The following is a 26765-nucleotide window of genomic DNA, read 5'->3' as shown; positions in this document are numbered from 1 at the left end:
CGATGACGACCACCTCCGTCCTGATCCGCCGCGGCCGCCTGGGCGGCGCCCTGCTGGCGCTGGCGCTGCTGCTGTCGGCCTGCGGCTTCCACCTGCGCGGCCAGGGCAGCCAGTACCTGCTGCCCTTCCCGACCCTGTACGTCGGCCTGCCGGAGACGTCGCCGCTGGCGATCGACCTGAAACGCACCGTGCGCGCTTACGGCGGCACCACCATCGTCGCCACGCCGAAGGAGGCCGACGGCGTCATCGAGGTGTTGAGCGATCCGGAGAAGACGCGCAGCAAGTCCATCCTGTCGCTCAACGCCAGCGGCCGGGTGCGCCAGTACCTGCTGTCCTACGCCATCGTGTTCCAGGTGCGCGACCAGCAGGGCAACCTGCTGCTCGGCCCGACGCCGATCAATCTGGTCCGCGCGCTGGACTTCAACGAGACCCAGTTGCTGGCCAAGGAGCAGGAAGAGGCGCTGCTGTACAAGGACATGCAGTCCGACCTGGTGCAGCAGATGATGCGCCGCATGGCGGCGATCAAGCCGGTGGCGGCGATGTCGCTGGCGCCGGCCGTGCCGGCGCAGGCGCCGGCGGCGTCCGCGCCGCAGCGGTAACCAGGGCAAGGACGAAGCATGCAATTGCGGCTTGAAGCGCTGGACGGCCATGTGGGCAAACCGCTGGCGCAGCTGTACGTGATCACCAGCGACGAGCATCTGCTGGCGCTGGAGGCGGCCGACAAGATCCGCCGCGCCGCGCGCGCGCAGGGCTATTCGGAGCGCGACGTGCTGACCGTCGAGCGCAGCTTCAAATGGGGCGAACTGCTGGCGGCCAATCAGGCGCTGTCGCTGTTCGGCGACAAGAAGCTGATCGAACTGCGCATCCCCACCGGCAAGCCGGGCAAGGACGGCGGCGCGGCGCTGCAGGCCTACGTCAAGGACCTGAGTCCCGACAACCTGACGCTGATCACCCTGCCCAAGCTGGACTGGCAGACGCAGAAGGCGGCCTGGGTGGCGGCGCTGCAGCAGGCCGCCGTCTACATCGACATCCCGCAGATCGAGCGGAGCCAACTGCCCAACTGGATCGGCCAGCGCCTGGCCGCCCAGGGCCAGAGCGCCGACCGGCAGAGCATCGACTTCATCGCCGAGCGTGTCGAGGGCAACCTGCTGGCGGCGCACCAGGAGATCCAGAAGCTGGCGCTGTTGCACGAGCCGGGCAAGCTGGCCTACGAGCAGGTGCACGACGCCGTGCTCAACGTGGCGCGCTACGACGTGTTCAAGCTGAGCGAGGCGATGCTGTCGGGCGATCCGGCGCGGCTGGTGCGCATGCTCGAAGGCCTGAAGGGCGAGGGCGAGGCGCTGCCGCTGGTGCTGTGGGCGGTGGCGGAGGAAATCCGCACGCTGTTAAAATTGAAGGCCGCGATGGCCCAGGGCCGCCCGCTGGGCGCGCTGCTGAAGGAATACCGCATCTGGGGGCCGCGCGAGCGCATGATGGACCCGGCGCTGCGCCGCATTTCGCTGGCCACGCTGGAGGCGGCCATGAAGGACGCGGCCCAGGTCGACAAGATGATCAAGGGCCTGCGCGCCAAGGCCTTCGCCGGCGACGCCTGGGACGCCATGCTGCAACTGGCGCTGAAAGTGGCGCGCGGCTAGGCGGCCGGCCAAGCGCGCGAGCGGCCGACACGAACACTCTGGACAGGGACAGGCAATGACGATGGATATCAAGCAGTACATGGAACAAGTGGGCCAGCGGGCCCGCGTCGCCTCGCGCGCCATGGCACGGGCCGACAGCGCCACGCGCAACCGCGCGCTGCTGCTGATCGCCGACGCGATCGTGCGCGACAGCGCCCAGCTGCGCGCCGCCAACCAGCGCGACATGGACGCCGCCGCCGCCGCCGGCCTGGCGCCGGCCATGCTCGACCGCCTGGCCCTGTCCGACAAGGCGATCGCCACCATGGTCGAGGGCCTGCGCCAGATCGTCGCGCTGGCCGATCCGATCGGCGAGATCTCCGGTTTGAAATTCCGCCCGTCCGGCATCCAGGTCGGCCAGATGCGCGTGCCGTTGGGCGTCATCGGCATCATCTACGAGTCGCGTCCCAACGTGACGGTGGACGCCGCCGGCCTGTGCATCAAGAGCGGCAACGCCACCATCCTGCGCGGCGGCTCGGAGGCGATCCACTGCAACCGCGCCCTGGCCAAGCTGGTCCAGGAAGGCCTGCTGGGGGCCGGCCTGCCGGCCGACGCGGTGCAGGTGGTCGACACCACCGACCGCGCCGCCGTCGGCGCCCTGATCACCATGCCGCAGTATGTCGACGTCATCGTGCCGCGCGGCGGCAAGGGCCTGATCGCCCGCCTGATGGAAGAGGCCACCGTGCCGATGATCAAACACCTGGACGGCATCTGCCACGTCTACATCGACGCCCAGGCCGACCTGAAGAAGGCGGTCGACATCGGCTTCAACGCCAAGTGCCACCGCTACGGCACCTGCAACACCATGGAAACGCTGCTGGTGGCGCGCGCCATCGCGCCCACCGTGCTGCCCGAGCTGGCCAAGTTGTACGCCGGCCAGCAGGTCGAGCTGCGCGCCGACGCCGAAGCGCAGGCCATCCTGGCCGGCTACCCGCAACTGCTTGCCGCCACCGAAGAGGACTGGGCCACCGAGTACCTGGCGCCCGTCCTGGCGGTGAAGGTGGTGGCCGACATGGACGAGGCGATGGACCACATCAACCGCTACTCGTCCAAGCACACCGAGTCCATCGTCACCGAGAACCACAGCGACGCCATGCGCTTCCTGCGCGAGGTCGACTCGGCGTCGGTGATGGTCAACGCCTCGACCCGCTTCGCCGACGGCTTCGAATACGGCCTGGGCGCCGAGATCGGCATCTCCAACGACAAGCTGCACGCCCGCGGCCCGGTCGGCCTGGAGGGACTGACCTCGCTCAAGTACGTGGTGTTCGGCCACGGCGAAGTGCGCAACTGATCCATCTTCCTATTCCATCGGGCGGCGCCGGCCGCCGCCCGCCATCCTCTCATTCTCGGGACCTTCATGCTCTGGATTAAAGCGCTGCACATCCTCTTCATCACGTCCTGGTTCGCCGGACTGTTCTACCTGCCACGGCTGTTCGTCAACCTGGCGATGGAGAACCAGACGGTGACCACCGAACGGCTGCTGCTGATGGCGCGCAAGCTGTACCGCTTCACGACCTTGTTGTCGGTGCCGGCCGTGCTGCTCGGCTTCGCCCTGCTGTGGTTGCAGTACGGCGGCGCGGACGGCTTCAAGATGCCCGGCTGGATGCACGCCAAGCTGTTCTTCGTGCTGCTGGTGATCGGCTACCACCACGCCTGCGGTTCGCTGCTGCGCAAGTTCGAGAACGGCGCCAACAAGCGCAGCCACAAGTGGTTCCGCGTGTTCAACGAGGTGCCGGTGTTCATGCTGCTGGCGATCGTCGTGCTGGTCGTCGTCAAACCTTTCTGAGCGGGGCCGTATGCCTAAAGTTTGCCAATATTATTTCGCGCCCCACTCGCCGTGGAGCTATCTGGGCCACGCGCGCTTCGTCGCCATGGCGCGCCAGCACGGCGTGCAGATCGACCTGCGCCCGCTCGACCTGGGCAAGGTGTTCGGCCAGTCCGGCGGCCTGCCGCTGGCCAAGCGCGCGCCGCAGCGCCAGGCCTACCGCCTGACCGAGCTGGCGCGCTGGTCGGAACACCTGCAGTTGCCGCTCAACGTGCAGCCGAAGTTCTTCCCCGTCTCGCCCGACCTGGCGGCGCGGCTGATCATCGCCACCCGGCTGGCGCTGGGCGTCGACACCGCGCTGGAACTGAGCGGCGCCATCATGCGCGGCCTGTGGGCCGAGGAGAAGAACATCGGCGACGAGGAGACGCTGGCGCAGATCGCCAACGGCCTCGGCCTCGAAGGGCGCATGCTGCTCAAGTCGGTCGAAACCGCCAGCGTGCAGGCGGAGTATGATCGCAACACCGACGACGCCAGCGCCGCCAGCGTGTTCGGCGCGCCGTGGTACGTCTACCAGGGCGAGAGCTTCTGGGGCCAGGATCGTCTCGACTTCCTGGAACGGGCCTTGGCCCGCTAGTGTTTTAGCAAGATTTGTTTTTGCGTTTTCGTTTTTGATTTTTGCGGTTTTGTTTTTCTAAGTGTTTGTTTTTTAACGGATAAAAGGTACACCATGGCTTCATATTTTTGCCCATGCCCGCGCGGCATGGAAGCGGCGCTGGCCGAAGAGCTGGGCGAGATCGCCCAGGACAGCAACAGCCTGAAGGTGCACAACCAGGTGCCCGGCGGCGTCCACTGCTCGGGCGACCTGCACGACGCCTACCGCATCAACCTGCATTCGCGCATCGCCTCGCGCGTGCTGATGCGCATGGCCGTCACCGGCTACCAGAACGAGAACGACATCTATGACCTGGTCCTGGCCCAGCCGTGGGAAGACTGGTTCGACGTCGACCACACCATCCGCGTCGACGTCACCGCCGTCAAATCGCCGCTGCGCAGCCTGGAGTTCACCACGCTGAAGATCAAGGACGCCGTCTGCGACCGCTTCCGCGACCAGTTCAACAAGCGTCCTTCGGTCGACACCAAGGCGCCGGACATGCGCATCGTCGGCTTCCTCGACGCGCGCCAGTTCACCATCTATCTGGACACCTCGGGCGAGGCGCTGTTCAAGCGCGGCTGGCGCGAGGAGACCGGCGACGCGCCGCTGCGCGAGAACCTGGCCGCCGGCCTGCTGCGTGTCTCGGGCTGGAAGCCGGGCACGCCGCTGTTCGATCCGATGTGCGGCTCCGGCACCATCCTGTGCGAAGCGGCGCAGATGGTGCAGGGCATTCCGCCGGGCGCGCGGCGCCGTTTCGCCTTCGAGAATTTCAACGGCTTCGACGCGGCGCCATGGCAGGCCATGAAGGCCGCCGTCAAGGTCAATCCGCTGCCCGAGTCGCCGACCATCTTCGGCAGCGACATCTCCGGCGACATGGTGGAAATGACCCGCCACAACCTGCGTTGCGCCGGCATCCTGTTCGAGGTGCCGCTCAAGCAGATCGAGGCGCAAGAGGTCAAGGCGCCGACCGAGGCGCCCGGCATCCTGCTGACCAACCCGCCGTACGGCGAGCGGATCGGCGTGCGCGGCGACAGCACCGTGCCCGAGGACGAGCTGGCCACCACCTTCTACTCGGCGCTGGGCACCACGCTCAAGCAGCGCTTCGCCGGCTGGACCGTGTTCCTGTTCACCGCCGACCTCGGCCTGCCGCGCCTGCTGCGCTTGAAAGAGGCGCGCAAGACGCCGTTCTTCAACGGCGCGCTGGAATGCCGTCTGTTCCGCTTCGACATGGTGGCCGGCTACAACCGCCGCGAAGAAGCCAAGCCGAAGACCGTCTAAGCTAGCCGCCGTCGTTCCCGCGCAGGCGGGAATCCATACCCCGTATGGCCTCCCCCCATCCCCCGTATGCGTTCCCCGCATAGACCGCAGCGATCTTTTGCTTAACATGGCGGGAATCCAGGCTCAGCATGGGTTCCCGCCTGCGCGGGAACGACGGGCTTTCACTCGATACGCCATGTTCCCCAATCCGCCCGCCAATCTGCCGCCCGACCCCGTCGCCGCCATTCCGCCGCCACCACCCAGCCATCGCCGTCCGCTCGCCGCCGGCCTGCTGGCCGTCATGCTGGCCCTCATGTCGATGCTCGGCCCGTTCTCGATCGACGCCTACCTGCCAGCCTTCCCGGCGATCCAGGCCTCGCTGCAGGCCAGCCCGCTGGAGGTGCAGCAAAGCCTGACCTTCTACATGCTGTCGTTCTCGGTGATGGTGCTGTGGCACGGCGCGCTGTCGGACGCCTTCGGCCGGCGCAACGTGGTGCTGGTCTCGTTGGTGATGTTCGCCATCGGCACGCTGGGCTGCGCCGCCGCGCACACGGTGCACTACCTGTGGGCTTTCCGCGCGCTGCAGGGCGTTTCGGCCGGCGCCGGCGTGGTGGTCGGCCGCGCCATCATCCGCGACCTGTACGCCGACGCGGCGGCGGCGCGGCTGCTGTCGATGGTGACGATGATCTTTTCGATCGCCCCGGCCATCGCGCCGGTGGCCGGCGGCTGGATCGTCAAGCTGCTCGACTGGCGCGCCATCTTCCTGTTCCTGTTCGGCTACACGGTGCTGCTGTTCGTGCTGTGCTACCGCCGCCTGCCCGAAACGCTGCCGCCGCACAAGCGCCAGCCCTTCAACCCGCACTACCTGATGCACAACTACGGCCAGGTGTTCCGTTCGCCGCTGTTCCACCTCAAGTCCGGCGTGGTGGCCTTGAACTTCGCCGGCCTGTTCGTCTACATCACGGCGGCGCCGGTATTGCTGCCGGTGCACCTGGGCCTCGGCCCCGACCAGTTCGCCTGGTTGTTCATTCCCGCCGTCGGCGGCATCTTCCTCGGCGCCCTGGCGGCCAACCGGATCGCCGGCAAAATGACATTTTCGCGACAAATTGGTATTGGCTTCTGTTTCCTGCTGTCGGCCGCGATATTTAACGTTTGCTACCACCTCTGGCTGCCGCCGGCGCTGCCCTGGACGGTGGCGCCGATATTCGTCTACACCTTCGGCATGTCGATGGTGGCGCCCGGCGCGACCTTGCTGGCGATGGATTTGTTCCCGCACATCCGGGGCACGGTGGCGTCTTGCCAATCGTTCGTCTCGACCCTGCTGGCGGCCCTGGTGGCGGGCGTGATCGCGCCGTTTCTATCACATTCGGTATTGTGGTTAGCCGCCGGACAGCTGGGCTTTAGTGCCTCTGCTCTCGTTTTGTGGTTGACGTCGCGCGCTTACCGGAGCATGCTACTACGCCATCCGGATCGCTAATTCATTAACGGCAGGAAAGTAAAAAAAGTTTAGCAGGAAATGTTTCTTGCGGATTAGTCACCCCTTTGTTTATGCTAATATCGATTTTTAGGCACGGTTAGACGGTCCACGAGGCCGTCGCAGCTACGCGTTGCTTGTTACAACAGTCAATCAATAACACCGTGGTGGCCCTTCGACCTTGAGTGCCGCTTTCCATTCAATGTCCCTTGGCGGCAATGCTTGATACGATGCAGCAATCAGAACACGATATCCGCAATCGCTTGTTGATTGCCCGCCTGCCGGCCATGCCGCAGATCCTGATCAAATTGATCGAGCACTTGCAGGCCGACGACGCCGGCATGCCCGAGCTGGCCGCCTTGATCGCCAAGGACGCCGGCATGACCAGCAAGATCCTGACGGTGGCCAACAGCTCGGCCTATCACCGCCACAGCCGCAGCGTCAGCCTGGAGCAGTCGCTGGTGTCGCTCGGCACCGACATGATCAAGACGCTGGTGATCAGCGAATCGGTGTTCCAGACCTTCAACAGCTTCCCCCATTCCGGCAGCACCGACCTGCGCGGCTTCTGGAAAAATTCGCTGACCGCCGCCGTGCTGGCGCGCGACATCGCCAAGTGCATGGACTACCCGCAGGCCGAGGAGGCTTATCTGGCCGGCCTGTTGCACAACGTCGGCCGGCTCGCCCTGCTGGCCACCGCGCCCAAGGAATACGCGCTGAACTTCATGGCGCGCGACGACGAGGACCTCTGCGCCGTCGAGCAGCGCACCCTGCAGATCACCCATTCGGAGGCGGGCGCCTGGCTGATCGAGCGCTGGAACCTCGACTCCTTCCTGGCCGACAGCGTGTTGTACCACCACGAGCCGGCCGCCCGGCTGGAGGCCGCGCACCCGCTGATCCGCATCGTCCGCCTGTCGCACCTGCTGTGCTGCCACGGCGACGAGGAGCATTACCAGGACGACATCGTCGAGGCCAGCCGCCTGTGCGGCCTGGAAGCGGACACCTTGGCCGCCGTGCGCAACGCCGCCGCGCGCCAGGTCGACAAGTCGGCCGCCTACCTGGGCATCGAGCTGGCCGGCGCCGACGACATCGTGGCGCCGCCGGCCTACGCCCCGCCGCCGCCGCTCGACCCGGTGCAGCAGCGCCTGTCCGAGGAGGTGCGCAACATGGTGCTGGTGTCCGAGATGGGCCAGACCTTCGCCCGCCAGCAGGGCGAGAGCGGCCTGCTCGAATCGATGACCCGTTCGGCGCGCATCCTGTTCGACCTGGGCAGCACCGTCGCGCTGCTGGAGAACCCCACCGGCCAGGCCCTGGTCGGCTGCGCCGGCGGCGAGCAGCAGCAACGGCTGGCCGAATTCGCCATCCCGCTGGCCAAGGGCGGCGCCATCGCCGACGCGGCGCGGCAGCGCAAGCCGGCCTATCTGACGCGCGGCGACGCCGCGCTGACCCTGGCCGAGGAGCAGCTGTTCCGCATCCTCGGCAGCGAGGCCCTGGTCTGCCTGCCGCTGGTGGCCAACCAGCGCTGCCTGGGCGTGCTGCTCGGCGCCGCCGCCGCCTGGCAGCTGGCCGGCCTGCAGAAGCGCGAACGCTTCCTGCAGTCCTTCGCCACCCAGGCCGCCAGCGCGCTGGAGACCACGCTGAGCGAACGCGGCCACGCCCGCCGCCAGCTGGACCACGTCGCCGAGGAGTACCGCGAGGCCTCGCGCCGCGTCGTCCACGAGGTCAACAACCCGCTGTCGATCATCAAGAACTACCTGTCCGTCCTCGACAGCAAGCTGGCGCGGCGCGAGCCGGTGGTCGGCGAGATGTCGATCCTCAACGAGGAGATCGACCGCGTCGGCCAGTTGATCAACGGCCTGGCCGATTTGCAGCCGAGCGAGACGGCGCGCCACACCGACGTCGCCCGCGTGGTCGACGACGTGCTGCGCCTGTTCCGCGCCACCGACTTCGTGCCGGCCTCGCTGCAGATCGTCGTGCGCATGCAGGAGGAGCCGGCCGAGATCGACGGCGACGCCGACATCCTCAAGCAGATCCTGGTCAACCTGGTCAAGAACGCCGTCGAGGCGATGCCCGACGGCGGCCGCATCGACATCGCCAACCGCGGCCACGTCAACCGCGAGCGCCGGCTGTACCTGGAGCTGGTGGTCAGCGACAACGGCCCCGGCCTGTCGGCCGAGGTGCTGGCCAATCTGTTCGCGCCGGTGCGCAGCAACAAGGCCGGGCCGCACCACGGCATCGGCCTGTCCATCGTGCACAACCTGGTCAAGAAGATGCAGGGCCTGATCACCTGCCGTTCCGGCCGCGCCGGCACCAGCTTTGAAATTTTGCTGCCCGCCCGGGGCAGCACCAGCCAAGTCGTCGGCGTGCAAGCGCGGGCGATGGACTCCGTCTAAGGCCATGATGAACCTGAACCCCGGCAGCCCCGCTGCCAACGCGCCAACCGCCGACACCCCGCGGATGGACATGACCCCGGCCGGCGCGCCGGCTTGCCACGCCAGCGAAGGCCCGCGCCTGCTGCTGGTGGACGACGAGCCGCGCCTGCTGTCCTCGCTTTACGAGCTGCTGCGCGACCGCGACTACCAGCTGGTCACCGCCACCTGCGGCAGCGAGGCGCTGGCCCAGTTGAGCCGGCTGAAGTTCGACCTGATCCTGCTCGACCTGCGTCTGCCCGACATGAGCGGCCACCAGATCATGGACTTCATCAACGAGCGCGGCATCGAGGGCGACGTCATCGTGATGAGCGGCGACGTCGGCATCGAGGCGGCCATCGGCGCCCTCAAGCGCGGCGCCTACGATTACCTGCGCAAGCCCTACAGCCGCGAGGAGCTGCTCAAGACGGTGCAGAACGCGCTGCAGCAGCGCCGCCTGGCGCAGGACAACGCGCGCATCGCCTCGCAGCTGGAAAACTCGGAGAAGATGTACCGCTACCTGGTCGACAGCTCGCCCGACATCATCTACACCCTGAACCACGAGGGCCGCTTCACCTTCGTCAACGACCGCGTCCAGCAGTTGCTCGGCTTCTCGCGCGAGGAGCTGATCGGCAAGCACTACTCGATGCTGGTGCACGACGAGGACCAGGAACGCGCCCGCTACGTCTTCAGCGAGCGGCGCGGCGACGCGCGCGCCTCGCGCAACGTCGAGCTGCGCCTGAAGTGCAACGGCGACGCCAAGGGCGGCGGCGTCGAGCGCACCTTCAGCAACACCTTGATGACCATCGCGCTGAACGCCATCGGCGTGCACCAGCCCGACCAGGAACCGCGCCAGCGCGAGTACTTCGGCATCTACGGCGTGGCGCGCGACATCACCGACCGCAAGCGCGCCGAGGAGGTGATCTCCTACCAGGCCTACCACGACATCCTGACCGACCTGCCCAACCGCATGCTGTTCAAGGACCGCCTCGGCCTGGCGGTGATCCAGGCCAAGCGCAAGCTGACCGAGCTGGCTGTGATGTTCGTCGACCTCGACCGCTTCAAGCTGGTCAACGACACGCTGGGCCACGTCAAGGGCGACGAGCTGCTGCAGCAGGTGGCGCTGCGCCTGAAGGAATGCCTGCGCCGTGGCGACACGCTGGCGCGCCAGGGCGGCGACGAGTTCACCATCGTGCTGCCCGAGCTGCGCGACCGGCAGGACGCCAAGGCCATCGCCGACAAGTTCCTCGAAAGCCTGCAGCAACCGTTCGACCTGGACGGCCACGAGGTGCACATCTCGGCCAGCATCGGCATCGCCATCTACCCGGGCGACGGCGAGAGCATCGACGAACTGCTGCGCCACGCCGACATCGCCATGTACCAGGTCAAGGCGCTGGGCAAGAACGGCCACAGCTTCTATCACAACTCGATGCTCGACGTGTCGCACCAGAAGATCGCGCTGGAACAGAGCCTGCGCAAGGCGCTGGAACAGAACGAGCTGGAAATGTACTACCAGCCGCAGGTCGACGTGGCGACCGGCCGCATCATCGGCGCCGAGGGCCTGATGCGCTGGAACCATCCGCAGCGCGGCCTGCTGTCGGCCGGCGAGTTCCTCCCCTTCGCCGAGGAAAACGGCTTGATGCTGCCGATCTCCGACTGGATGCTGGGCGCGCTGTGCCGCGACCTGCTGCTGTGGAACGCCGCCGGCGGCGACGCCATCCGCCTGTCGCTGAACCTGTCGCCGCAATACCTCGACCGCGGCGACTTCTTCGAGAAGATGCGCGGCGCGCTGACCCGCTACGGCATTTCGCCGGCGCAGATCGAGGTGGAGATCACCGAGAACATCTGCATCCGCAATCCGCAGTACGCCATCGAGCAGCTCAACAAGCTGTGCCAGCTGGGCGTGTCGGTGGCGATCGACGACTTCGGCACCGGCTACTCGTCGCTGTCGTATCTGCACCGCTTCCCCATCCACACCATCAAGATCGACCAGTCCTTCGTCAAGGAGATCCACGACGAGCACGGCCACTATCCGGTGATTTTGGCGATCATCTCGATCGCCCGCGGCCTCGGCCTGCACCTGGTGGCCGAGGGCGTCGAGACGGCGCTGCAGGCGCGTTATCTGCAGTCGCACGGCTGCACCACCATGCAGGGCTATTTCTACCACCGGCCGATTTCGCTGTCGAACTTCATCGGCGTGCTGCAGCAGCAGGCCGGCGACAGCGTGGCGCCGCCGCATGCGCCGGCGCCGCAGCTGGCCGCGATCGCCATCCAGGCCTGAGCCCATGCCGAACGCCAACGCCAGCGCCAACGCCTTGCCGGCCGCGGTGGCCGCAGTGGCCACAGTGGCCGACGCGGCCACCTTCACCGCCGAATTCCTGCGGGTGAAGGCGCTGGCCGAGCGCGGCGTCGCCAACGCCCAGCACAGCCTGGGCTTCATGTACTTCAACGGCCAGGGCATCGGCCAGGACTACGCGCTGGCGCTGGACTGGTATCGCCAGGCCGCCACCGCCGGCCTGGAGCATGCCCAGTACAACCTCGGCGTGATGTACCAGAAGGGCCAGGGCGTGGCGCAGGACTTCCCCGAGGCGGCGCGCTGGTACCAGCTGGCCGCCGAGCAGGGTTATGCCGCCGCCCAGTACAACCTGGGCTGGCTGTACGCCAAGGGCCAGGGCATCGCCCAGGACAGCGAGCAGGCCATGCGCTGGTTCAGCAAGGCCGCCGAACAGGGCGACGCCGGCGCGCAGAACAACCTGGGCATGATGTACGACACCGGCAAGGGCGTGCCGCAGGACTTCAAGCAGGCCATCGCCTGGTACCGCAAGGCGGCCGAGCAGGGTTATGCGCGCGCCCAGTTCAACCTCGGTCTGCGCTACGACAACGGCCAGGGTGTGCCGCAGGACTCCGGCCAGGCGATCTCCTGGTTCCGCAAGGCGGCCGAGCAGGGCTATGCGCCGGCCCAGTTCAACCTGGCGCTGCGCTTCGACAAGGGCGAGGGCATCGCCCAGGACAGCCAGAAGGCCATCCTGTGGTACCGCCGCGCCGCCGAGCAGGGCCACGCCAGCTCGCAGTTCAACCTCGGTCTGATCTACGACAACGGCCAGGGCGTGCCGCGCGACGACGCCAAGGCGTTGGCCTGCTACCGCAAGGCGGCCGAGCAGGGCCACGCGGCGGCGCAGCACAACGTCGGCCTGCGGCATGAGCACGGCCAGGGCGTGGCGGCGGACCACGCCGAGGCGGCGCGCTGGTACCTGAAGGCGGCCGGGCAGGGCTTCCCGGCGGCGCAATACCACCTGGCGCTGTTGTGCGAGGCCGGTTACGGCGTGGCGCAGGACGGCGCGGCGGCGGTCGACTGGCTGCGCAAGGCGGCCGAGCAGGGCCATCTGCGCGCCCAGTTCGACCTCGGCCTTCGCTACGAGACGGCGCAGGGCGTGACGCGAGACGAGCGGGCCGCGCTGGCCTGGTTCCGCCGCGCCGCCGAGCAAGGCTACGCCGCCGCCCAATTCAAACTGGGCCTGCTGCACGACCTCGACGACGGCCCGGCGCCCGATCCGCTGCAGGCCAACGCCTGGTATCGCAAGGCCGCCGAGCAGGGTCACGCCCAGGCCCAGTTCGCCCTCGGCCTGCGCCACGATAACGGCCAGGGGCTGGCGCGCGACTACGCGCTGGCGCACGGCTGGTATTTGCAGGCGGCGCGCCAGGGCCACGGCCGCGCCCAGTTCAACCTGGGCCTGATGTACCTGAGCGGGCAGGGCGCGCCGGCCGACGCCGGCCAAGCCTATCTGTGGCTGGCCACGGCCGAGCGCAACGGCGCCGGTCCGGCCGCCGGCAAATACCTGCGCCAAGCCGCCGCCCGCCTCGACGCCGGCGCGTTGGCGCTGGCGCGCGCCCGCCTGGCCCTGGTCCTGCCGGCCGAGTAAGTCCCCGCATGCCGCCAAATCAAGCAAACCCACAGGCACAAATCTGGGGTCGGACCCCGCGCGCCAAGGCGGGGGGCTGACCCCGGCCCTCTGTCTTTGGGTTGGGAGTGGGCGCTCACTATGCCTCGTTCGCCCGGCGTTTCTGTTGCCGTGGTTAAAGAATTGGCCGTTTTCTGCCGTTACAGATACGACGAGCGGGCATCCGTTCGCCCGTCGTGCCGGACCAAACAGGAAGCGTGCCAGACCCGACCGCCGCATGCAGATCAACACCAATCTCCCGTCTCTGAACGCGCAGCGCCATTACCAGCGCTCGGGTGATGAGCTCAGCGTTAGTTTGCGGCGGCTATCGAGCGGGCTGCGGATCAACTCTGCGCGCGACGATGCGGCCGGCCTGGCGATCAGCGAGCGCTTCACCGCCGCCGTGCGCGGCGGCAACCAGGCGGCGCGGAACATCAACGACGGCATCTCGCTGGTGCAGGTGGCCGAGGGCGCGCTGGGCCAGATCATCAACAACTTCCAGCGTATCCGCGAGCTGGCCGTGCAGGCGGCCAACGGCAGCAATAACGCCTTGGACCGCGCCTCGATCCAGACCGAGGTGGACGCCCTGGTGGCGACCAATTACCAGATCAATGACAGCACCAGTTTCAACCAGATGAACCTGATCGACGGCAGCCTGAACACCCAGTTGCAGGTGGGCGCCAACGTCGGCGACATCATCCAACTGAACGTCGGCAGCGCGCTGCGGCAGCGCCACAGCGGCCGCGGCATGGCCGACGTGCCGCTGCTGCAGGTGAATCTGAGCGGGCTGGTGGCCGGCGCGCTTGGCGCCGGCGCGCTGCTGCTCAACGGCGTGGCGGTCGGTGCCGCCGTGGCCGGCGCGGCGCCGGGCCAGACGGCGGCCAGCGCCTACGCGGCGGCGAACGCCATCAACGCCGCCAACGTGGCCGGCGTCAGCGCCAGCGCCAGCACCAGCGTGGTCGGCGTGGCCGGCGGCGGCGGCGCCATCGGCAACGCCACGCTCAGTATCAACGGCGTCGCGCTGGGCGCCATCAACGGCGCCAACGCCGGCGCGCTGGCGCTCAGCGCGGCCAACGCCATCAACGGCGCCGGCGCCGGGGTCACGGCCGGCGTCAACGGCGGCACGCTGACGCTGACGGCGGCCGACGGCCGCGACGTCGACCTGGTCGGCGCCGGCTGGGGCCTGCTTGGCGTGGCGCCCGGCACCGCGCGCGGCAGCATCACCATCCTCGACACGGCCGACACCGCGCAGCACTCGCTCAGCGTGGGCGGCAGCAATCCCGGCCTGGTCGGGCTGGCGCTGGGCAGCGTCCGCGCCACGCCGAACGGCGCCACCGTGCATATCGAGGCGACCTCTTCCAGCGGCGAGCCGGCGATCGACTTGAGCAGCTTCGCCGGCGCCACCGCCGCGCTGGACTACATCGACGGCAAGCTCGACGAGATCGGCGTGGTCCGTTCCGGCCTGGGGGCGATGCAGAACCGCCTGGACGCGGCGCACGCCGGCGCGCTCGACCGGGTGGAGAACCTGTCGGCGGCGCGCTCGCGCATCCTCGACACCGACTACGCCAGCGAGATGGCGCAGCTGACCCGCGCCCAGATCCTGCAGCAGGCCGGCGCCTCGATGCTGGCCCAGGCCAACGTGCTGCCGAACCAGGCCTTGCAGCTGCTGCGCTAGTCCCCGCCGCCGGCCGCCGCCGCCGGACGCCGTGGCAGCGCGACATAGCCGACGCGGTACTGCTGGCGGCCGGCCACCGCGTCGCCGCGCGGCCCGCGCCACAGGCGCAGGCGCAGCAGCGTCCAGTTGCTCGGGTCGAAGCAGGCCAGCGCGGCCACGGCGCCGTCGGCGCCTTGCAGCGCCTGTTGCGCCGCCGCCTCCTCCTGTTGGCGCAGCTGATCGAGCGGCGTGTGCGGGGCGATCGGCAGCAGCTCGCGGGTGGCGTGGCTGGCCCGCGCCAGGTCGTCGCCCAGCGCCGCCGTCCAGACCGACCAGGTGGCCACGCTGGGCCGGCCGAAGGCCTGCGTCACGGCGGCGAAGCCGGCGCCGCCGAGGAAGGCGTTCATGCCCTCGCTGCCGTCCCACAGGTAGAACGGCGCGTACAGGTTGTCGGCCGAGGCCAGCGCGGCGTCGTCCCGCTCGGCGCTCAGGTAGGCCTTGAACCGCAGGCCGGGAAAGCCGTCGAGCAGATGGCCCTTGTCGGCGATGCGCGCGTCGATGCGCCGCATGTCGTAGTCGGCCGGCAGGACGAAGCTGTATTGCATGGCGATCATGGTTGCCCCCAGATGGAATCGAGAGCGTGACGATAGCGCCGCCGGGCCGCCGCGACCAGCGCAAAATATCGCAGCGACGATCCCGCCGCGCGGGACGGTCAGCTCAGGCAGTAGTTGCGCGGCTGTAGCTGCGGCGGCAGCTCGGTCTCGCCCAGGCTCTCGCGCAGGCCGATCTCGATCGAGCGGCAGATGGCGTCGAGCGCCAGGTCGTTGTCCTCGGTGCCGAAGGGTTCCTCGATCTCGTCGCCGACCGCGTCCAGGCCGAAGAAGGTGTAGGCGACGATGGCCACCACGAAGGGCGTCATGAAGCCGATGCTGTCGACCAGGCCGAACGGCAGCAGGAAGCAGTACAGGTAGGCGGTGCGGTGCAGCAGCAGGGTGTAGGAGAAGGGGATGGGCGTGTGCTTGATCCGCTCGCAGGAGGCGGCCGAGGCCACCATCGCCGAGAGGGTGGCGTCGATGGCCGGCGCGATGCAGGGATCGAGGCGGCCCTGCTCCAGGCAGTGGCGCAGGTCGGCGCCCATGGCCTGCATCATGCGCTCCGGCTTGTTGCTGGCGCCGGCCAGCGCGAGCGCCTCGGCGGGCCGCAGGTAGGCGCGGTACTCGTGGCTGCGGTCCTGCCCGCGCAGCAGGTCGCGCAGCGCGCAGACGTAGGCGATGCTGCGGTAGACCATGCGCACCCGCACGTCGTCCAGGCCGAGCGTTGCGTGGGCCGGCGGGCCGCCCGCGATCAGGCTTTGGCATTGGCGCGACAGGTTGCGTCCGCGCAGCACCAGCTCGCCCCACAGCTTGCGCGCCTCCCAGTAGCGCTCGTAGGCGGCGTTGTTGCGGAAGCCGAGGAAGATCGCCAGCGGCAGGCCGATCATGCTGAAGGGGATGGTGGTCAGGGTGATCTTCAGCTTGAACAGGTCGCCGTGGCTGAGCGTGACCAGGGTGGCCAGCAGGGTGTTGAGGATCAGGCTGGGCAGGATGCGCGGCAGCACCGAGCCGCGCAGCAGCAGGAACAGCCGTAGGCCTGACGGGCGGTCGCGCACAATCATACCGAGCCCACCATGATTTACCTCAAGGAATTCGTTAATATGTGAACGATTAAATCATTAATATATTAACGAGTCAAGCCTTATAATCGGTCCAGCCTGGCCCCACAGGCGCCACCGGGAGAGCGGCGTGCCGCACCAGATCCACTATCCGAACCTGCCCCAGCGCCTGTTGAAGGCGCGTGACAACTTGATGGCGCAGTTCCGCCCCATCCTGCACCACTACGGCGTGACCGAGCAGCAGTACCGCATCCTGCGCGTGCTCGACGAACATAGCGAGCTGGAGCCGCGCGAGATCGCCGAGCTGTGCCAGATGCTGGCGCCCAGCTTGTCGGGCGTGCTGGCGCGGATGGAGGAGGTCGGCATGGTGGCGCGCCAGCGCATGGAGCTCGACCAGCGCCGCGTCATGGTGCGGCTGGCGCCGGCCGGCGCCGCCCTGCTCGGGCAGATGGGGCCGCTGATCGACCGGCAGTACGCGCGCATGGAGCAGGCCTGGGGCGGCGACGCCTTCGCCCAGCTGCTGGCGGCGCTGGACAACTTCAACCGGGCCGCCGGCCTGCCGCTGGCGGCGGTGGAGTTGCCGGCGCCGGCGGCCGGCGATATGGCCGGCGTGCGGAAAAATACTTGAGGGCGGCGCCGGCGCCCTAGGCGAGCAGCGACATCACCATCGACGAGATGCTGTTGGACTGGCGCAGCACCGAGCCGCCGGCCTGCATCAACATCTGGTTGGAAATCATGTTGGCGCTCTCCTGGGCGAAGTCGGTGTCCATGATGCGTCCCCTGGCCACGGTGGTGTTGGCGCGCATGTTGGCCAGATTGTTGTCGGTGTGGTTCAGGCGGTTGGCGATGGCGCCCACGCCGGCGCGCACGCCGGCGACGGCGTCGATCGCGCTTTGCAGCTTGCCGATGGTGGCCGAGGCCGCGCTGGCGATCACCAGGTCGGTGCCGCTGCCCGGCCGATCGATGCCGAAGGTGTCGTAGGTGCTGGCGGCGGCGTGCAGGGCGGTGTGCATGCCGTCCAACTGCGCCGTCAGCTGGACGTTCATGACCTCGCCGGCCGACGCGCCGATCTGGAAATTGACCGCCTTCGAGAAAACCCCGTCGATCGCCGTCACGGCCGCCACCGCCGTGGCGTATTGTTGGGCGTCCTGGGCGGCCGTGCTGGCGACAGCGGCGTTGGCTGTGGCGTTGGTGACGGCGCCGGCGGCGGCGCCCAGCGCCGCCCGGGTCGCCGGGGTGGAGCCGGCCTGGTCGGCGGCGAGCGCGGCGCCGTGGTTGGCCTGGGCGGTGGCCAGCGCTGCGGCGGCGGCGCCGTTGGCGGCCGCCGCCGCCGCGTTGGCCGCGACGACGTTGGCCTTCTCGTTCGTGGTGTCGCCCAGCAGCAGGCGGGCGCCGCCGAAGGTGGTGCCGCTGGAAACATGGCTCAGCTCGTGGCTCAGCGCGGTGAACTCGGCTTGCAGCGCGCCACGGTCGACGTCGGTGGCGGAGCCGTCGGCGGCCTGGATGGCCAAGTCCTTCATGCGGATCAAAATATTGCCGCTTTCGCTCAACGCGCCCTCGGCGGTTTGCAACATGGACAGCGATTTTTGGATATTGCCCATCGCCGCCGCCATGCCGTGGCTTTGGGCCAGCAGGCGGGTGGCGATCTGCAGGCCGGCGGCGTCGTCGGTCGCCGAGTTGACGCGGAAGCCGGTGCCCAGCCGCGTCATGACGATCGCCATCCTACCCTCGGTGCGCCTGAGCGAGGATTGTGCCGACAGCGAGGCGGTGTTGGTGTGCAGGCTCAGCATGGATGCGCGTGACGCGGGGTGTGGTTGGGGCCGGCTGTATGCCGGCGGCGCCGAATACCATCCATTGTACAAGATGTTAACTGAGAGTAATAGTTTACTGTGGTTTGTTGGCACCTCGCGCCGGATGGCGCGCCAGGTTGTGGCCCGACAATCTCATGCTAGATCAATGACGTTCTCCGGCGTCGGACGTACTCTTGAACTTCCTCAGCTTTTGTTCAAATGCGCAATCTTGGAGGTTCACTGATATGACGACCACAATTGAGAAATCGAGTACAGCAAAGCTCGCGACGAGACGCACCGACGATCAGAGTAACTACGAACTAAGTGGTGCAAAGTGGGCGCAACGGTTTAAAGGCAGCAAGAATACAAAGGACTTGGCATCCCCATTTCGCCAAGCCGTTGACACTTTTATCGATGCGATGAGCGAGGCCGGTATCAAGGTTCGAATTTCCGCCACCTATCGGCCGGTTCAGCGCTCTTATTTGATGCATTGGTGCTGGCAAATCAAGTACAAATACGTCAAACCTGAAAATGTGCCTGCCATACCCGGCGTCGATATCAATTGGGTTCATCCTACGCCCATCGCTTCCTGGGAAGCGGCCAAGCAAATGGTAGATGCCTTTGACATGAGCGATTTGAACACTGCGCCAGCCTTGCACTCGTTGCACAATGAGGGACGGGCAATCGATATGTCGATTTCATGGGAGGGTACTGTCACCGTCAAGGATGCTGACGGTAAGGTCGTCGAAGTGAAGACAGCGCCACGCTCTGGCATGAACAGCCAGCTAAAAGCCGTTGGTGCCGGCTACGGCGTGAAGAAATTTATCGGCGGAGCGAAGGACAAACCGCACTGGTCTGCAACCGGCCGTTAGAGGAGGAGTGGAACATGATCAGGCAAGCCATTTTTCTGCTTGGTGTAGTTGCCGTGCAGAGTATTTCAGCGGCTGGCCCGCTGCCAAAAGACGTGCGGACCTTCGTGAAAAATGCCGAGGCGTGCGAGCACATGGCCGGCGAGTGGGATAGTGAGCTGCCTAAAAGTCAGCGCAGGGAAATAACGAGGGCGATAAAAAAATATTGCGCCCCCGCCAAGCAGCAGCTTCCCCTGTTGACGGAAAAATATAAAGAGAGTCCACAAATTCTCAGAATGATTTCCGAGCATGCTTATGATTCAGTCAAAAGCTATACAGAGATCGATGCGTCTTGACGGGCCCTGATGAACGTATCGGGCGAGCCCACTCTGTAAGGAAAATAGACAGCTTTTAGCTTAGGCCGGCGTTGCCGAGTCCCGCATCGGCAGCCCGCTTGCCCAGCCCTTGGCCATGGCTGCGATCTGCTGCGCCGGATCGACCTGGGCGGCGCGCGCGTCGCGCTGTTGGCACTCGGCCTCGTCGGTGAGGAACAAATCGTTGGCAAATTGCCGCGCGCCCATTGTCTGTCCCTTGGTCTTGGGCGAGCGCAGGGCGGTAAACGCGGCCAGCGCCTGGTCGAGATTGTCGGCATGGGCCGCCAGGCAGCGCGGCAGATGCCAGGCGTCTTCCAGCGCCTGCGAGGCGCCTTGGCCGGAGGTGGGGAGCGAGGCGTGCGCGGCATCGCCCAGCATCAAGACATTGGCGCGGTGCCAGCGCTCGACCGGGTCGACGTCGTGCACCGCGATCAGGCGCAACTGCTCCCTCGGGGTCTGGCGCAGCAGCGCCGGGATGGGCGCCGGCCAGTCGGCGAAGCGCTGGTACAACTCGTCGAAGGCGGGCAGGCGGTCCAATGCCGGCGCGGCCACGGCCGCCGCCCAATATATTTTGCGCGGGGTGATGGACACCACGCCAAAGCGCTCGGCCTTGCCCCAGAAGTCCTGCACCCCCGGCTGTTCGACCAGATCCTCGTCGACTTCGACGGCGCCGACCCAGTTGACGAAGCCCTGGAAGCGCGGGTGGTTTTCTCCCAGCACGTATTGCCGGGCCACGGAGCGGTTGCGCCCGTCCGCGCCGATCAGCAGATCGGCACTGATGGGCGCGCGGTCGGCGCACTCCAGGCTGGCGCGGCCGTCCGCGCCGGTGGTCAGCGCCAGCCCGGCGACGCCGTAGTGGATCGGCACGCCGTGGCGCGCCAGCCAGTCGGCCAGGATGGCGACCAGATCGCGCCGCAAGATCGCATGACTGGCATGGCCCATCTCGCGGTCCAGCTGGCCGATGTCGAGATGCTGGAGCGCGGCGCCGTTCCGGCTCAGGCGCCGCATCGCGCGCGGCGAGGCGCCGGCCGCCGCCACGGCGGGCAACAGGCCGAGCTGGTCGAGCACGAAGCTGGCATTGGGCCACAGCACCATGCCGCCGCCGGCGTGCTCGTCCGTGTTGCGTTCGTAGACGGTGACGGTATGTCCGGCCTGGGTCAGGGCGATGGCACAGCTCATGCCGGCGATGCCGGCACCAAGAATGGCGATGTTCAAATTTTTTCCTAGTCTGGCATGCACCAGTATGATTAAGGGCATGGCGTCCGGATAGCGGCCAACTCTGGTAGTTGTATGCCATACCGTAAGCAGCGAGCCTTGTGGGCCTGCCACTATCGCCACCCATGGAGGACGGACGAAGGTATCACGTTTTCGATCACCGCAACCGCTTTGCAACGTTGTCAACAACGTGCAAATCCGCGTAGAATGCGAGGCACGCGGGTGTAGCTCAATGGTAGAGCAGAAGCTTCCCAAGCTTACGACGAGGGTTCGATTCCCTTCACCCGCTCCAATCAAATCAAAGAGTTATGTAGCGGATATGAAAAAGCGCTGCTCAACAAAGTCGGCAGCGCTCCACAAAGACCACTTATTAAAAGTGCAAATTAGATCGCCGAGAGAACTGCTTCAATCTTCCCAACCTGTGCTTTTACATCGAAGTAGTTCTGATATGTAGCTCTGGCTGAGTCAATCAAGCCTTTGTAGGTCAGCACTTTCATGTTGTACAGGGCGAAAGCCTGAAGCTGTCGTTCGGACATTGGCGGATTTGTAGAAATTAAGAAAAATACATCGATCGGCGGTACTCTGCCGCCGTACTTCATGAAGTCCGGATGGTCTCTGTAGAACTGCTCCATCGCCTCGACATACTTTCGTCCTTGTGTCTCCAATTCATCAGCACGGACAGTCAGGCCTGGACGCTTCAGTTCGATGATTACATGGCGGCCACTGGTTGTTCTGTACGCGATATCCAAGCGAGCGCCAACCAGTGTGTCTGGGCAAGCTTTCTTTAATTCTGTAGTCATGGTGCGCTCCATCTCCTCAGAACCAGAGACTCGATCCCAAGACGGATCAAGCAACCACAGGTGATCAAAAAGATAGCGGTGGGCAACTTTTTCTAGCTTGCCTTCATCAACGATTTCTTCAGAAAATTTTCGGATGATTTCCAGCCGTTGCCGAGTTATGTCGAGATAATAGCTTTCCTCGATATCATCTAAACTGCTAAATATTGCCTGAAACTCAGGACTAAGGACGTCAGTAATTTTTTCTAATGCATCTAGTTGATGACGGCTGCGCAGTTTCTCGAACCCTACGATCGCGCTCTTGTAGAGCATTTTCTTCGCTTCGGCGTTCTTCGTATCATCATTAGAGACAACTAGATTGCCGATTGACGTCATTATTCGGTTTGCAGCGCTCCTATCGCGAGGATCGCGGAAGGAGTCAATCCAAGCAATGACAGCTGGATTAGGGGAATCTGTCTTGACATATCCCAATGCACGACGCCATTCATCCCACTGGTCACGAATTTGCCTTAACGAGTTGCTCAGATGAACCCGTAATGCTTGGAATCGCTCATCATCGTGCTTAATGGATTCTCTGCTGGCTGTGGCCCTGTCAATTCCGTCGTTGTCCAAAAAGTCAGCGTAGACTTCCCCGACAATATAGCTATTGAAATATCGTGCGTCGCCCAGCTCTGCCAATATGTCTTCTTGAAAAAGTCGACCGTTGGCGAATATAGAGATCCTGTTCAGACTCTCATCGCCCCTTCCAAGCTTCGACGGTGTGTCAACAGTCGCAATAAAACCTCGAAGCGTGAGATCCGGGATGTCAGACGGAATCAGCGAAGTGATCGGTTGCATATATTTTGCCGGCTTGCCATCTGGCCCTGGGCCTTCTGCGATGTTCGTTGCGAGTGCCGACACGATATCTTTCATCGTGGTGTCGAAATACCATAGGAACTGCACGTCGGGATAGAAGTTAGCATCTCCACGTACAATCACCGTGCCATTGAGGTGCACCTTAAATTGATCGTCAAAAACGCCAAATCGTCTCACAAGTCTAGGGCGTAAAAACGCCTCAGTTTTATTGATTCGACTGTTCAGCTGAGTGAGTGTTATGCGAGTTCCGTGCGCATAGAGAAAGTCTGCGGGAACCGCGATAGTCTCAACTGGATAGTCCAGCACTTCTTCGGTGCCGCTCGCCAGCGCCTTCAGCCTTGCAACATCAATTTTGAACGCAACCGCTGGGCTATCTGCGGCCTTGGTTACAACCTGGATGGTGTTTGCTAAGGAAAACATGGCGAGTTTACCGATTCCCTTGCGACCCATTACGCGGCGATTATTGCTGCGACTCATTGGGCCGTTTGGTTCTCGAGTACGGCGGCTATAACCCACTTTTAAAAACTTGTTGATAACGTCAGCTTCAGACATACCATGCCCATCATCCTCAACTTCAATGATGTCATTGTCTGGTTCGAGCTTAATTTTGACTTCCTTTGCATCCGCATCCCAAGCATTGGATATTATTTCCGTAACAACTGCTGGGGTCGAACTATACAGTCCAATTCCAAGATGGTTTAAGACATTAAGTTCAATGCGGAATTTAAGTTCAGCCACAGTCATACTCCTATTATATTTATATGTTCTTTAAAGACGTTGCCAACCATTTGGCCTAGCTTTGGAGGTACTGCATTACCTATTAAGCGACCGACAATACTAAACGGAACATCGCGACCGGGTTCAATAAATTCATATTTATCTGGAAAAGACTGCAAAATAGCAGCTTCGCGCAAGGTGATTCCTCGATTCTGTTCAGGATGGCCAAAGCGACCCGTTCCGAAGTTGAAGCATTGCGTAGTTATGGTTGGAGCAGGTTTGTCCCAGCTCATCCGCGCATATACACTCTTAAAAGAAGCGCCGCTCTTTGTAGAGTGGCATTTCGCCCTCAATTCTTCTGGCCAATCCATCCAAGTGCCCCCCTGCGTCGAGGCTTGAATCCGCTTTAGATTAATTTCGTTGAGGGCGCGAGCCTTATGCAACGGATCTTCCGCATCAGCTTCTCCGGCCTTCAATTTTGGCAGGTGACCTATTGCCTTACGAACATCAATTTCTTTTTGCTTTGAATTCGGCAGTTTGATTTCGCCCAAACGAGAAGCTACCAGTACAAAACGTCGACGCTCTTGCGGCACGCCAAAATCTGCACACCGGATACGGCGCCAGTCAACGTGGTAGCCCAGCTCTGCCAGTGTCGTGATGAAGTCCCTAAATGGCTGATGGTTCGCGACGCGGGGTACATTCTCCATGGAAACGAACTCTGGATGAATTTCTCGGATCAGCCGCGAAAACTCGTCAAGTAACGACCATTTTGCGTCTTCGCTATTGTCCTTGCCGTGAGCCAATGTGGAAAATGGCTGGCATGGTGCGCAGCCAGCCAAGAGGCGCAATGCGCCCGGAGTGTACATTCTTTCCAAGTCCGCTGCGGTCACGGTAGTGATGTCAGCGAGGATAAACTGGCCCTTGATGTTCTTTTCGAACGGGTACTTACAGTGTGCATCAAAATCAACACCACCTTTGACCTTGATGCCTGCCTTCTTTAGGCCGTAGCTCAACCCGCCTGCGCCACAAAATAAGTCAATTGCTTCGATTTGCATGTATATCTCCCATGTTCATGATTCTACAATAGCATTGCAAGACTGCTGAACTTGCCCTATGTTATTTTGTGGGCGCTACCTTCTTGCCACGTCTCAAATAATGGCGTTGCGTCGTCTTGACGCTGTCGTGACCCAGAAGATCGCTCGCCGCCTGATCGCCGCGCAAATCGCTCGTGTCGTCCGCGGCCTTGGCGCGTAGGTCGTAAAAGTGGAATCCCTCTATCGCCTCCTTCAACGATGGCGCCGCCTTGACAGCAGCCTTGCGGGCCGCGTCGAAGTGGTTGCGCAGCACCGGCGCCGTCAATCGCTTTCCGTTCGTGTTCGTCAACAGTGCGCCGGTAACGATCTTGTGTGTCGCCTTCCTCGCGCGGATGCGCTCGACAAGCTCGGCGAGCTTGCCGGCGATGACGATCCGCAGAGGCTGCTGCGTTTTTGCCTGGGTAACGATGAGGTGTCCTTCGATGATGTCGTGCTCGGTCATCCGCAGCGTATCAGCGGGCCGCTGTCCAGTGAGGTAGGCGAGATCCATTGCGCAGGGGCGCACTGGCCTGTGCGTACACAGCGGCGTACATCGCATCGGTAACGACGAGGGTTCGATTCCCTTCACCCGCTCCAATCAAATCAAAGAGTTAGCACGCCCGGCGCGGTAGACCGTTAGCAGCTCAGTATCCGGCTTCCTTTTGATGGCGCAGCGAGAGTACCGTGACGTGGTCATCTTCATAGCGATACAGGGCAATGTAGCCGGTGCCGCCGAATTCGATGGCGAGTTCCCGGTATGCGCTGCCCATTTCCTTCACTGGCCTGCCGATTTGTGGCTGCTGGCCGAGTAGGTGGATCGCTTTGATGATGGCGGCCGCCGCGCTTTGCCGCCGCTGGATTTTTCACACGCAGAAATTCGCGCAGCCGCTCAAGATCGCGCAGGGCGGCGGGTGCAAATCTTATTTGTGACATGTCGGGGCGGGCAGTTCATTCTCCTCGCCCCAGGTTTCAAGCCACGCCGTCACCTCGCTTGCGTCGACATGCATGCCGCTCGTTTGATATTCCGTCCAGGCGCCGACCGCCTGCTGTCGCACCGCTTCGCGCCGCTCCTCACGATCGAGGTATTGAGCGATCGCTTCTTGTAACAAGCAGTGCGGCGTGCGCTGGCGTAATTGAGCCAAGCGCTTGACGCGGTCGTGCGTTTCCTGGTCGATTTGGATACCGATGGGTTTCGTTGATGCGGCTGTCATGATGCGCCTCGCGGAGGTAGGAGCGGGTGTCGCCCCATTATACGGTGGGTGACTTTTTTGCGATTATTCGAACGGCTCCACATCCAGCACCACCACATACGCCAGCCGCTTGCCCTGCCAGTCGCCGCCGCCGCGCACCATGGCGTCGCAGCTGGTCGGCTGGCCGCTCAACTCGGCGGCGGCCAGGCGCTGGCGGAAGCGCAGCGCGTCCTTGGGCGCCAGATAGCCGACCATGCGGCCGGCCAGGAACACCGCCACCGCCTTGTCCTCGTAGTGGTTGTGATCGTCCGGCAGCAGCACCGCCTGGTGGGGCGCGTTGGCGGCCTGCGTGCCGTGTTCGCCGGCCAGTTCGCCGATGGTCGCCTGGTAGCGCGATTCGCTGCTCACCTCGACCAGGAAACGGCGGCCGTCGGACCAGTGCCGCGCCGGCGCGGTGTCGGGCAGGGCCGGCAGGTAGGGGCCGCCGGCGCGCGGCGGCGGCGCGGCCGGCCGCGCCGGGCCGCTCCTGACGATCGCGTACACCGCCAGTCCGGTCAGCACGATGATGGCGAGGGAAATCAGGTGGGTCATGGCAGGTCCGCTAGGTCGAAAGGACGCTATCTTAGCGCAAGTGGCCGCCCGGGCCGGGCAAAACGGCATAACGTATAATAGCGTCCCAAGTCTGTTTCCCCTCATATTCCCATGTCTTCTGATACCCCTGCCAACGGCCCAGCGCGGCCGATGTTATACGACCCGAGCGAACACCGCATCCGCAGCTTCGTCACGCGCGCCGGCCGTCTGTCGATCGCCCAGGCGCGCGCGCTGGAGGAGCTGGGGCCGAAGTTCATGCTGCCTTACGTGAAGGCGCCGCTCGACTACGAGCTGGCCTTCGGCCGCAAGGCGCCGGTGATCTTCGAGATCGGCTTCGGCATGGGCGCGACCACTTCGCACATCGCCAAGGCGATGCCGGAGAAGGACTTCATCGGCGTCGAGGTGCACACGCCGGGTGTGGGCAGCCTGCTCAAGCAGATCGGCGAGCAGGACATCAGCAACCTGCGCCTGATCCAGCACGACGCCGTCGAGGTGTTGAACAACATGATCCCGGACGCTTCGCTGGACGGCGTGCACATCTACTTCCCCGACCCGTGGCACAAGGCGCGCCACAACAAGCGGCGGCTGATCCAGCCGCCGCTGGTCAAGCTGCTGACCGAGAAGCTGGCGCCGGGCGGCTATCTGCACTGCGCCACCGACTGGCAGGAGTACGCCGAGCAGATGCTGGAAGTGCTGGGCGGCGAAGCCGGCCTGCGGAACAGCGTCGAGGGCTACGCGCCGCAGCCGGCCTACCGTCCGCTGACCAAGTTCGAAAACCGTGGCATCAAGCTGGGCCACGGCGTCTGGGATTTGGTCTTCCTCAAGAAGTAAGCCTGCTCCACGCTGGCC

At 64.7% G+C, this 26765-nt stretch carries 25 protein-coding genes and 1 tRNA gene; 16 read left to right on the top strand and 10 right to left on the bottom strand.

Annotation, left to right across the window (positions count from 1 at the left end; translation table 11 throughout):
• Positions 1–2: 2 nt before the first annotated feature.
• From H7U20_RS15300 to H7U20_RS15250, 11 genes are all read left to right on the top strand, one after another.
• Positions 3–599: an LPS-assembly lipoprotein LptE gene (locus H7U20_RS15300; RefSeq protein ID WP_199760011.1), complete on the top strand. Its 597-nt coding sequence runs from the start codon at positions 3–5 to the stop codon at positions 597–599.
• 18 nt (positions 600–617) lie between these two features.
• On the top strand, positions 618–1634 hold the full coding sequence (gene holA / locus H7U20_RS15295) for a DNA polymerase III subunit delta (protein WP_199760010.1): 1017 nt from the start codon (positions 618–620) through the stop codon (positions 1632–1634).
• A gap of 61 nt (positions 1635–1695) precedes the next feature.
• A complete protein-coding gene (locus H7U20_RS15290) occupies positions 1696–2961 on the top strand; it encodes a glutamate-5-semialdehyde dehydrogenase (RefSeq protein ID WP_199760101.1) in 1266 nt (421 codons plus the stop codon).
• Between the two features lie 66 nt (positions 2962–3027).
• Positions 3028–3456, top strand: a complete 429-nt coding sequence (locus tag H7U20_RS15285) for a CopD family protein (protein WP_199760009.1) — start codon at positions 3028–3030, stop codon at positions 3454–3456.
• 10 nt (positions 3457–3466) lie between these two features.
• Entirely contained in the window at positions 3467–4069 is a 603-nt protein-coding gene (locus H7U20_RS15280) for a 2-hydroxychromene-2-carboxylate isomerase (RefSeq protein ID WP_199760008.1), read from the top strand.
• Positions 4070–4162: 93 nt separating this feature from the next.
• The gene (locus H7U20_RS15275; RefSeq protein ID WP_377102531.1) at positions 4163–5365 is read left to right on the top strand and encodes a THUMP domain-containing class I SAM-dependent RNA methyltransferase; all 1203 of its coding nucleotides are present in this window, start codon (positions 4163–4165) and stop codon (positions 5363–5365) included.
• A 175-nt stretch (positions 5366–5540) separates the two neighbouring features.
• Entirely contained in the window at positions 5541–6821 is a 1281-nt protein-coding gene (locus H7U20_RS15270) for a multidrug effflux MFS transporter (protein WP_199760007.1), read from the top strand.
• 227 nt (positions 6822–7048) lie between these two features.
• Positions 7049–9208: an HDOD domain-containing protein gene (locus tag H7U20_RS15265; protein WP_233410783.1), complete on the top strand. Its 2160-nt coding sequence runs from the start codon at positions 7049–7051 to the stop codon at positions 9206–9208.
• A gap of 4 nt (positions 9209–9212) precedes the next feature.
• Complete coding sequence (locus H7U20_RS15260) at positions 9213–11504, top strand: putative bifunctional diguanylate cyclase/phosphodiesterase (RefSeq protein ID WP_199760005.1); 2292 nt, start codon at positions 9213–9215, stop codon at positions 11502–11504.
• A gap of 4 nt (positions 11505–11508) precedes the next feature.
• Positions 11509–13143, top strand: a complete 1635-nt coding sequence (locus tag H7U20_RS15255) for a tetratricopeptide repeat protein (protein WP_199760004.1) — start codon at positions 11509–11511, stop codon at positions 13141–13143.
• A gap of 256 nt (positions 13144–13399) precedes the next feature.
• Positions 13400–14836: a flagellin N-terminal helical domain-containing protein gene (locus H7U20_RS15250; protein WP_199760003.1), complete on the top strand. Its 1437-nt coding sequence runs from the start codon at positions 13400–13402 to the stop codon at positions 14834–14836.
• Here H7U20_RS15250 and H7U20_RS15245 read toward each other — a convergent pair.
• On the bottom strand, positions 14833–15429 hold the full coding sequence (locus H7U20_RS15245; protein WP_199760002.1) for a DUF4865 family protein: 597 nt from the start codon (positions 15427–15429) through the stop codon (positions 14833–14835). The two genes, H7U20_RS15250 and H7U20_RS15245, sit on opposite strands and share 4 nt — an antisense overlap.
• 98 nt (positions 15430–15527) lie before the next feature.
• Positions 15528–16469, bottom strand: a complete 942-nt coding sequence (locus H7U20_RS15240) for a bestrophin family protein (protein ID WP_199760001.1) — start codon at positions 16467–16469, stop codon at positions 15528–15530.
• Between the two features lie 127 nt (positions 16470–16596).
• Between H7U20_RS15240 and hpaR the strand changes: the two genes are divergently transcribed.
• A complete protein-coding gene (hpaR, locus tag H7U20_RS15235) occupies positions 16597–17094 on the top strand; it encodes a homoprotocatechuate degradation operon regulator HpaR (RefSeq protein WP_199760000.1) in 498 nt (165 codons plus the stop codon).
• Between the two features lie 16 nt (positions 17095–17110).
• On the opposite strand, the gene H7U20_RS15230 is transcribed toward hpaR, so the two are convergent.
• The gene (locus H7U20_RS15230) at positions 17111–18256 is read right to left on the bottom strand and encodes a flagellin N-terminal helical domain-containing protein (RefSeq protein WP_199759999.1); all 1146 of its coding nucleotides are present in this window, start codon (positions 18254–18256) and stop codon (positions 17111–17113) included.
• Positions 18257–18501: 245 nt separating this feature from the next.
• On the opposite strand from H7U20_RS15230, the gene H7U20_RS15225 reads away from it, so the two are divergent.
• Together H7U20_RS15225 and H7U20_RS15220 are read left to right on the top strand one after the other, a co-directional pair.
• The gene (locus H7U20_RS15225) at positions 18502–19128 is read left to right on the top strand and encodes a hypothetical protein (RefSeq protein ID WP_199759998.1); all 627 of its coding nucleotides are present in this window, start codon (positions 18502–18504) and stop codon (positions 19126–19128) included.
• 14 nt (positions 19129–19142) lie between these two features.
• On the top strand, positions 19143–19460 hold the full coding sequence (locus tag H7U20_RS15220; protein WP_199759997.1) for a hypothetical protein: 318 nt from the start codon (positions 19143–19145) through the stop codon (positions 19458–19460).
• Positions 19461–19520: 60 nt separating this feature from the next.
• Here the strand turns inward: H7U20_RS15220 and H7U20_RS15215 are convergent, their stop codons facing one another.
• Positions 19521–20693 carry an FAD-dependent monooxygenase gene (locus H7U20_RS15215; protein WP_199759996.1) on the bottom strand — a complete coding sequence of 391 codons (1173 nt, stop codon included), beginning with the start codon at positions 20691–20693 and terminating at the stop codon, positions 19521–19523.
• A gap of 218 nt (positions 20694–20911) precedes the next feature.
• Here H7U20_RS15215 and H7U20_RS15210 point away from each other — a divergent pair.
• Positions 20912–20985, top strand: a tRNA-Gly gene (locus tag H7U20_RS15210).
• 91 nt (positions 20986–21076) lie between these two features.
• Here H7U20_RS15210 and H7U20_RS15205 read toward each other — a convergent pair.
• From H7U20_RS15205 to H7U20_RS15180, 6 genes are all read right to left on the bottom strand, one after another.
• Complete coding sequence (locus tag H7U20_RS15205; protein WP_199759995.1) at positions 21077–23083, bottom strand: BbrUII/HgiDII family restriction enzyme; 2007 nt, start codon at positions 23081–23083, stop codon at positions 21077–21079.
• Between the two features lie 2 nt (positions 23084–23085).
• Positions 23086–24117 (bottom strand): DNA cytosine methyltransferase, encoded by a 1032-nt coding sequence (locus tag H7U20_RS15200; protein ID WP_199759994.1) that lies wholly within the window; start codon positions 24115–24117, stop codon positions 23086–23088.
• 61 nt (positions 24118–24178) lie between these two features.
• The gene (locus tag H7U20_RS15195; RefSeq protein ID WP_199759993.1) at positions 24179–24646 is read right to left on the bottom strand and encodes a tyrosine-type recombinase/integrase; all 468 of its coding nucleotides are present in this window, start codon (positions 24644–24646) and stop codon (positions 24179–24181) included.
• Between the two features lie 133 nt (positions 24647–24779).
• On the bottom strand, positions 24780–24926 hold the full coding sequence (locus H7U20_RS30310; RefSeq protein ID WP_370593159.1) for a type II toxin-antitoxin system RelE/ParE family toxin: 147 nt from the start codon (positions 24924–24926) through the stop codon (positions 24780–24782).
• A 129-nt stretch (positions 24927–25055) separates the two neighbouring features.
• On the bottom strand, positions 25056–25346 hold the full coding sequence (locus H7U20_RS15185) for a CopG family ribbon-helix-helix protein (RefSeq protein WP_199759992.1): 291 nt from the start codon (positions 25344–25346) through the stop codon (positions 25056–25058).
• A gap of 63 nt (positions 25347–25409) precedes the next feature.
• Positions 25410–25916: a hypothetical protein gene (locus H7U20_RS15180; RefSeq protein WP_199759991.1), complete on the bottom strand. Its 507-nt coding sequence runs from the start codon at positions 25914–25916 to the stop codon at positions 25410–25412.
• Positions 25917–26066: 150 nt separating this feature from the next.
• Here H7U20_RS15180 and trmB point away from each other — a divergent pair, with 150 nt between their 5' ends.
• On the top strand, positions 26067–26747 hold the full coding sequence (trmB, locus tag H7U20_RS15175; protein WP_199759990.1) for a tRNA (guanosine(46)-N7)-methyltransferase TrmB: 681 nt from the start codon (positions 26067–26069) through the stop codon (positions 26745–26747).
• Positions 26748–26765: the final 18 nt, after the last annotated feature.

Origin of the sequence: Rugamonas violacea, from assembly GCF_016461825.1 — a bacterium.
GTDB lineage: Bacteria > Pseudomonadota > Gammaproteobacteria > Burkholderiales > Burkholderiaceae_D > Rugamonas.
This window is presented reverse-complemented; position numbering and strand designations above follow the sequence as displayed.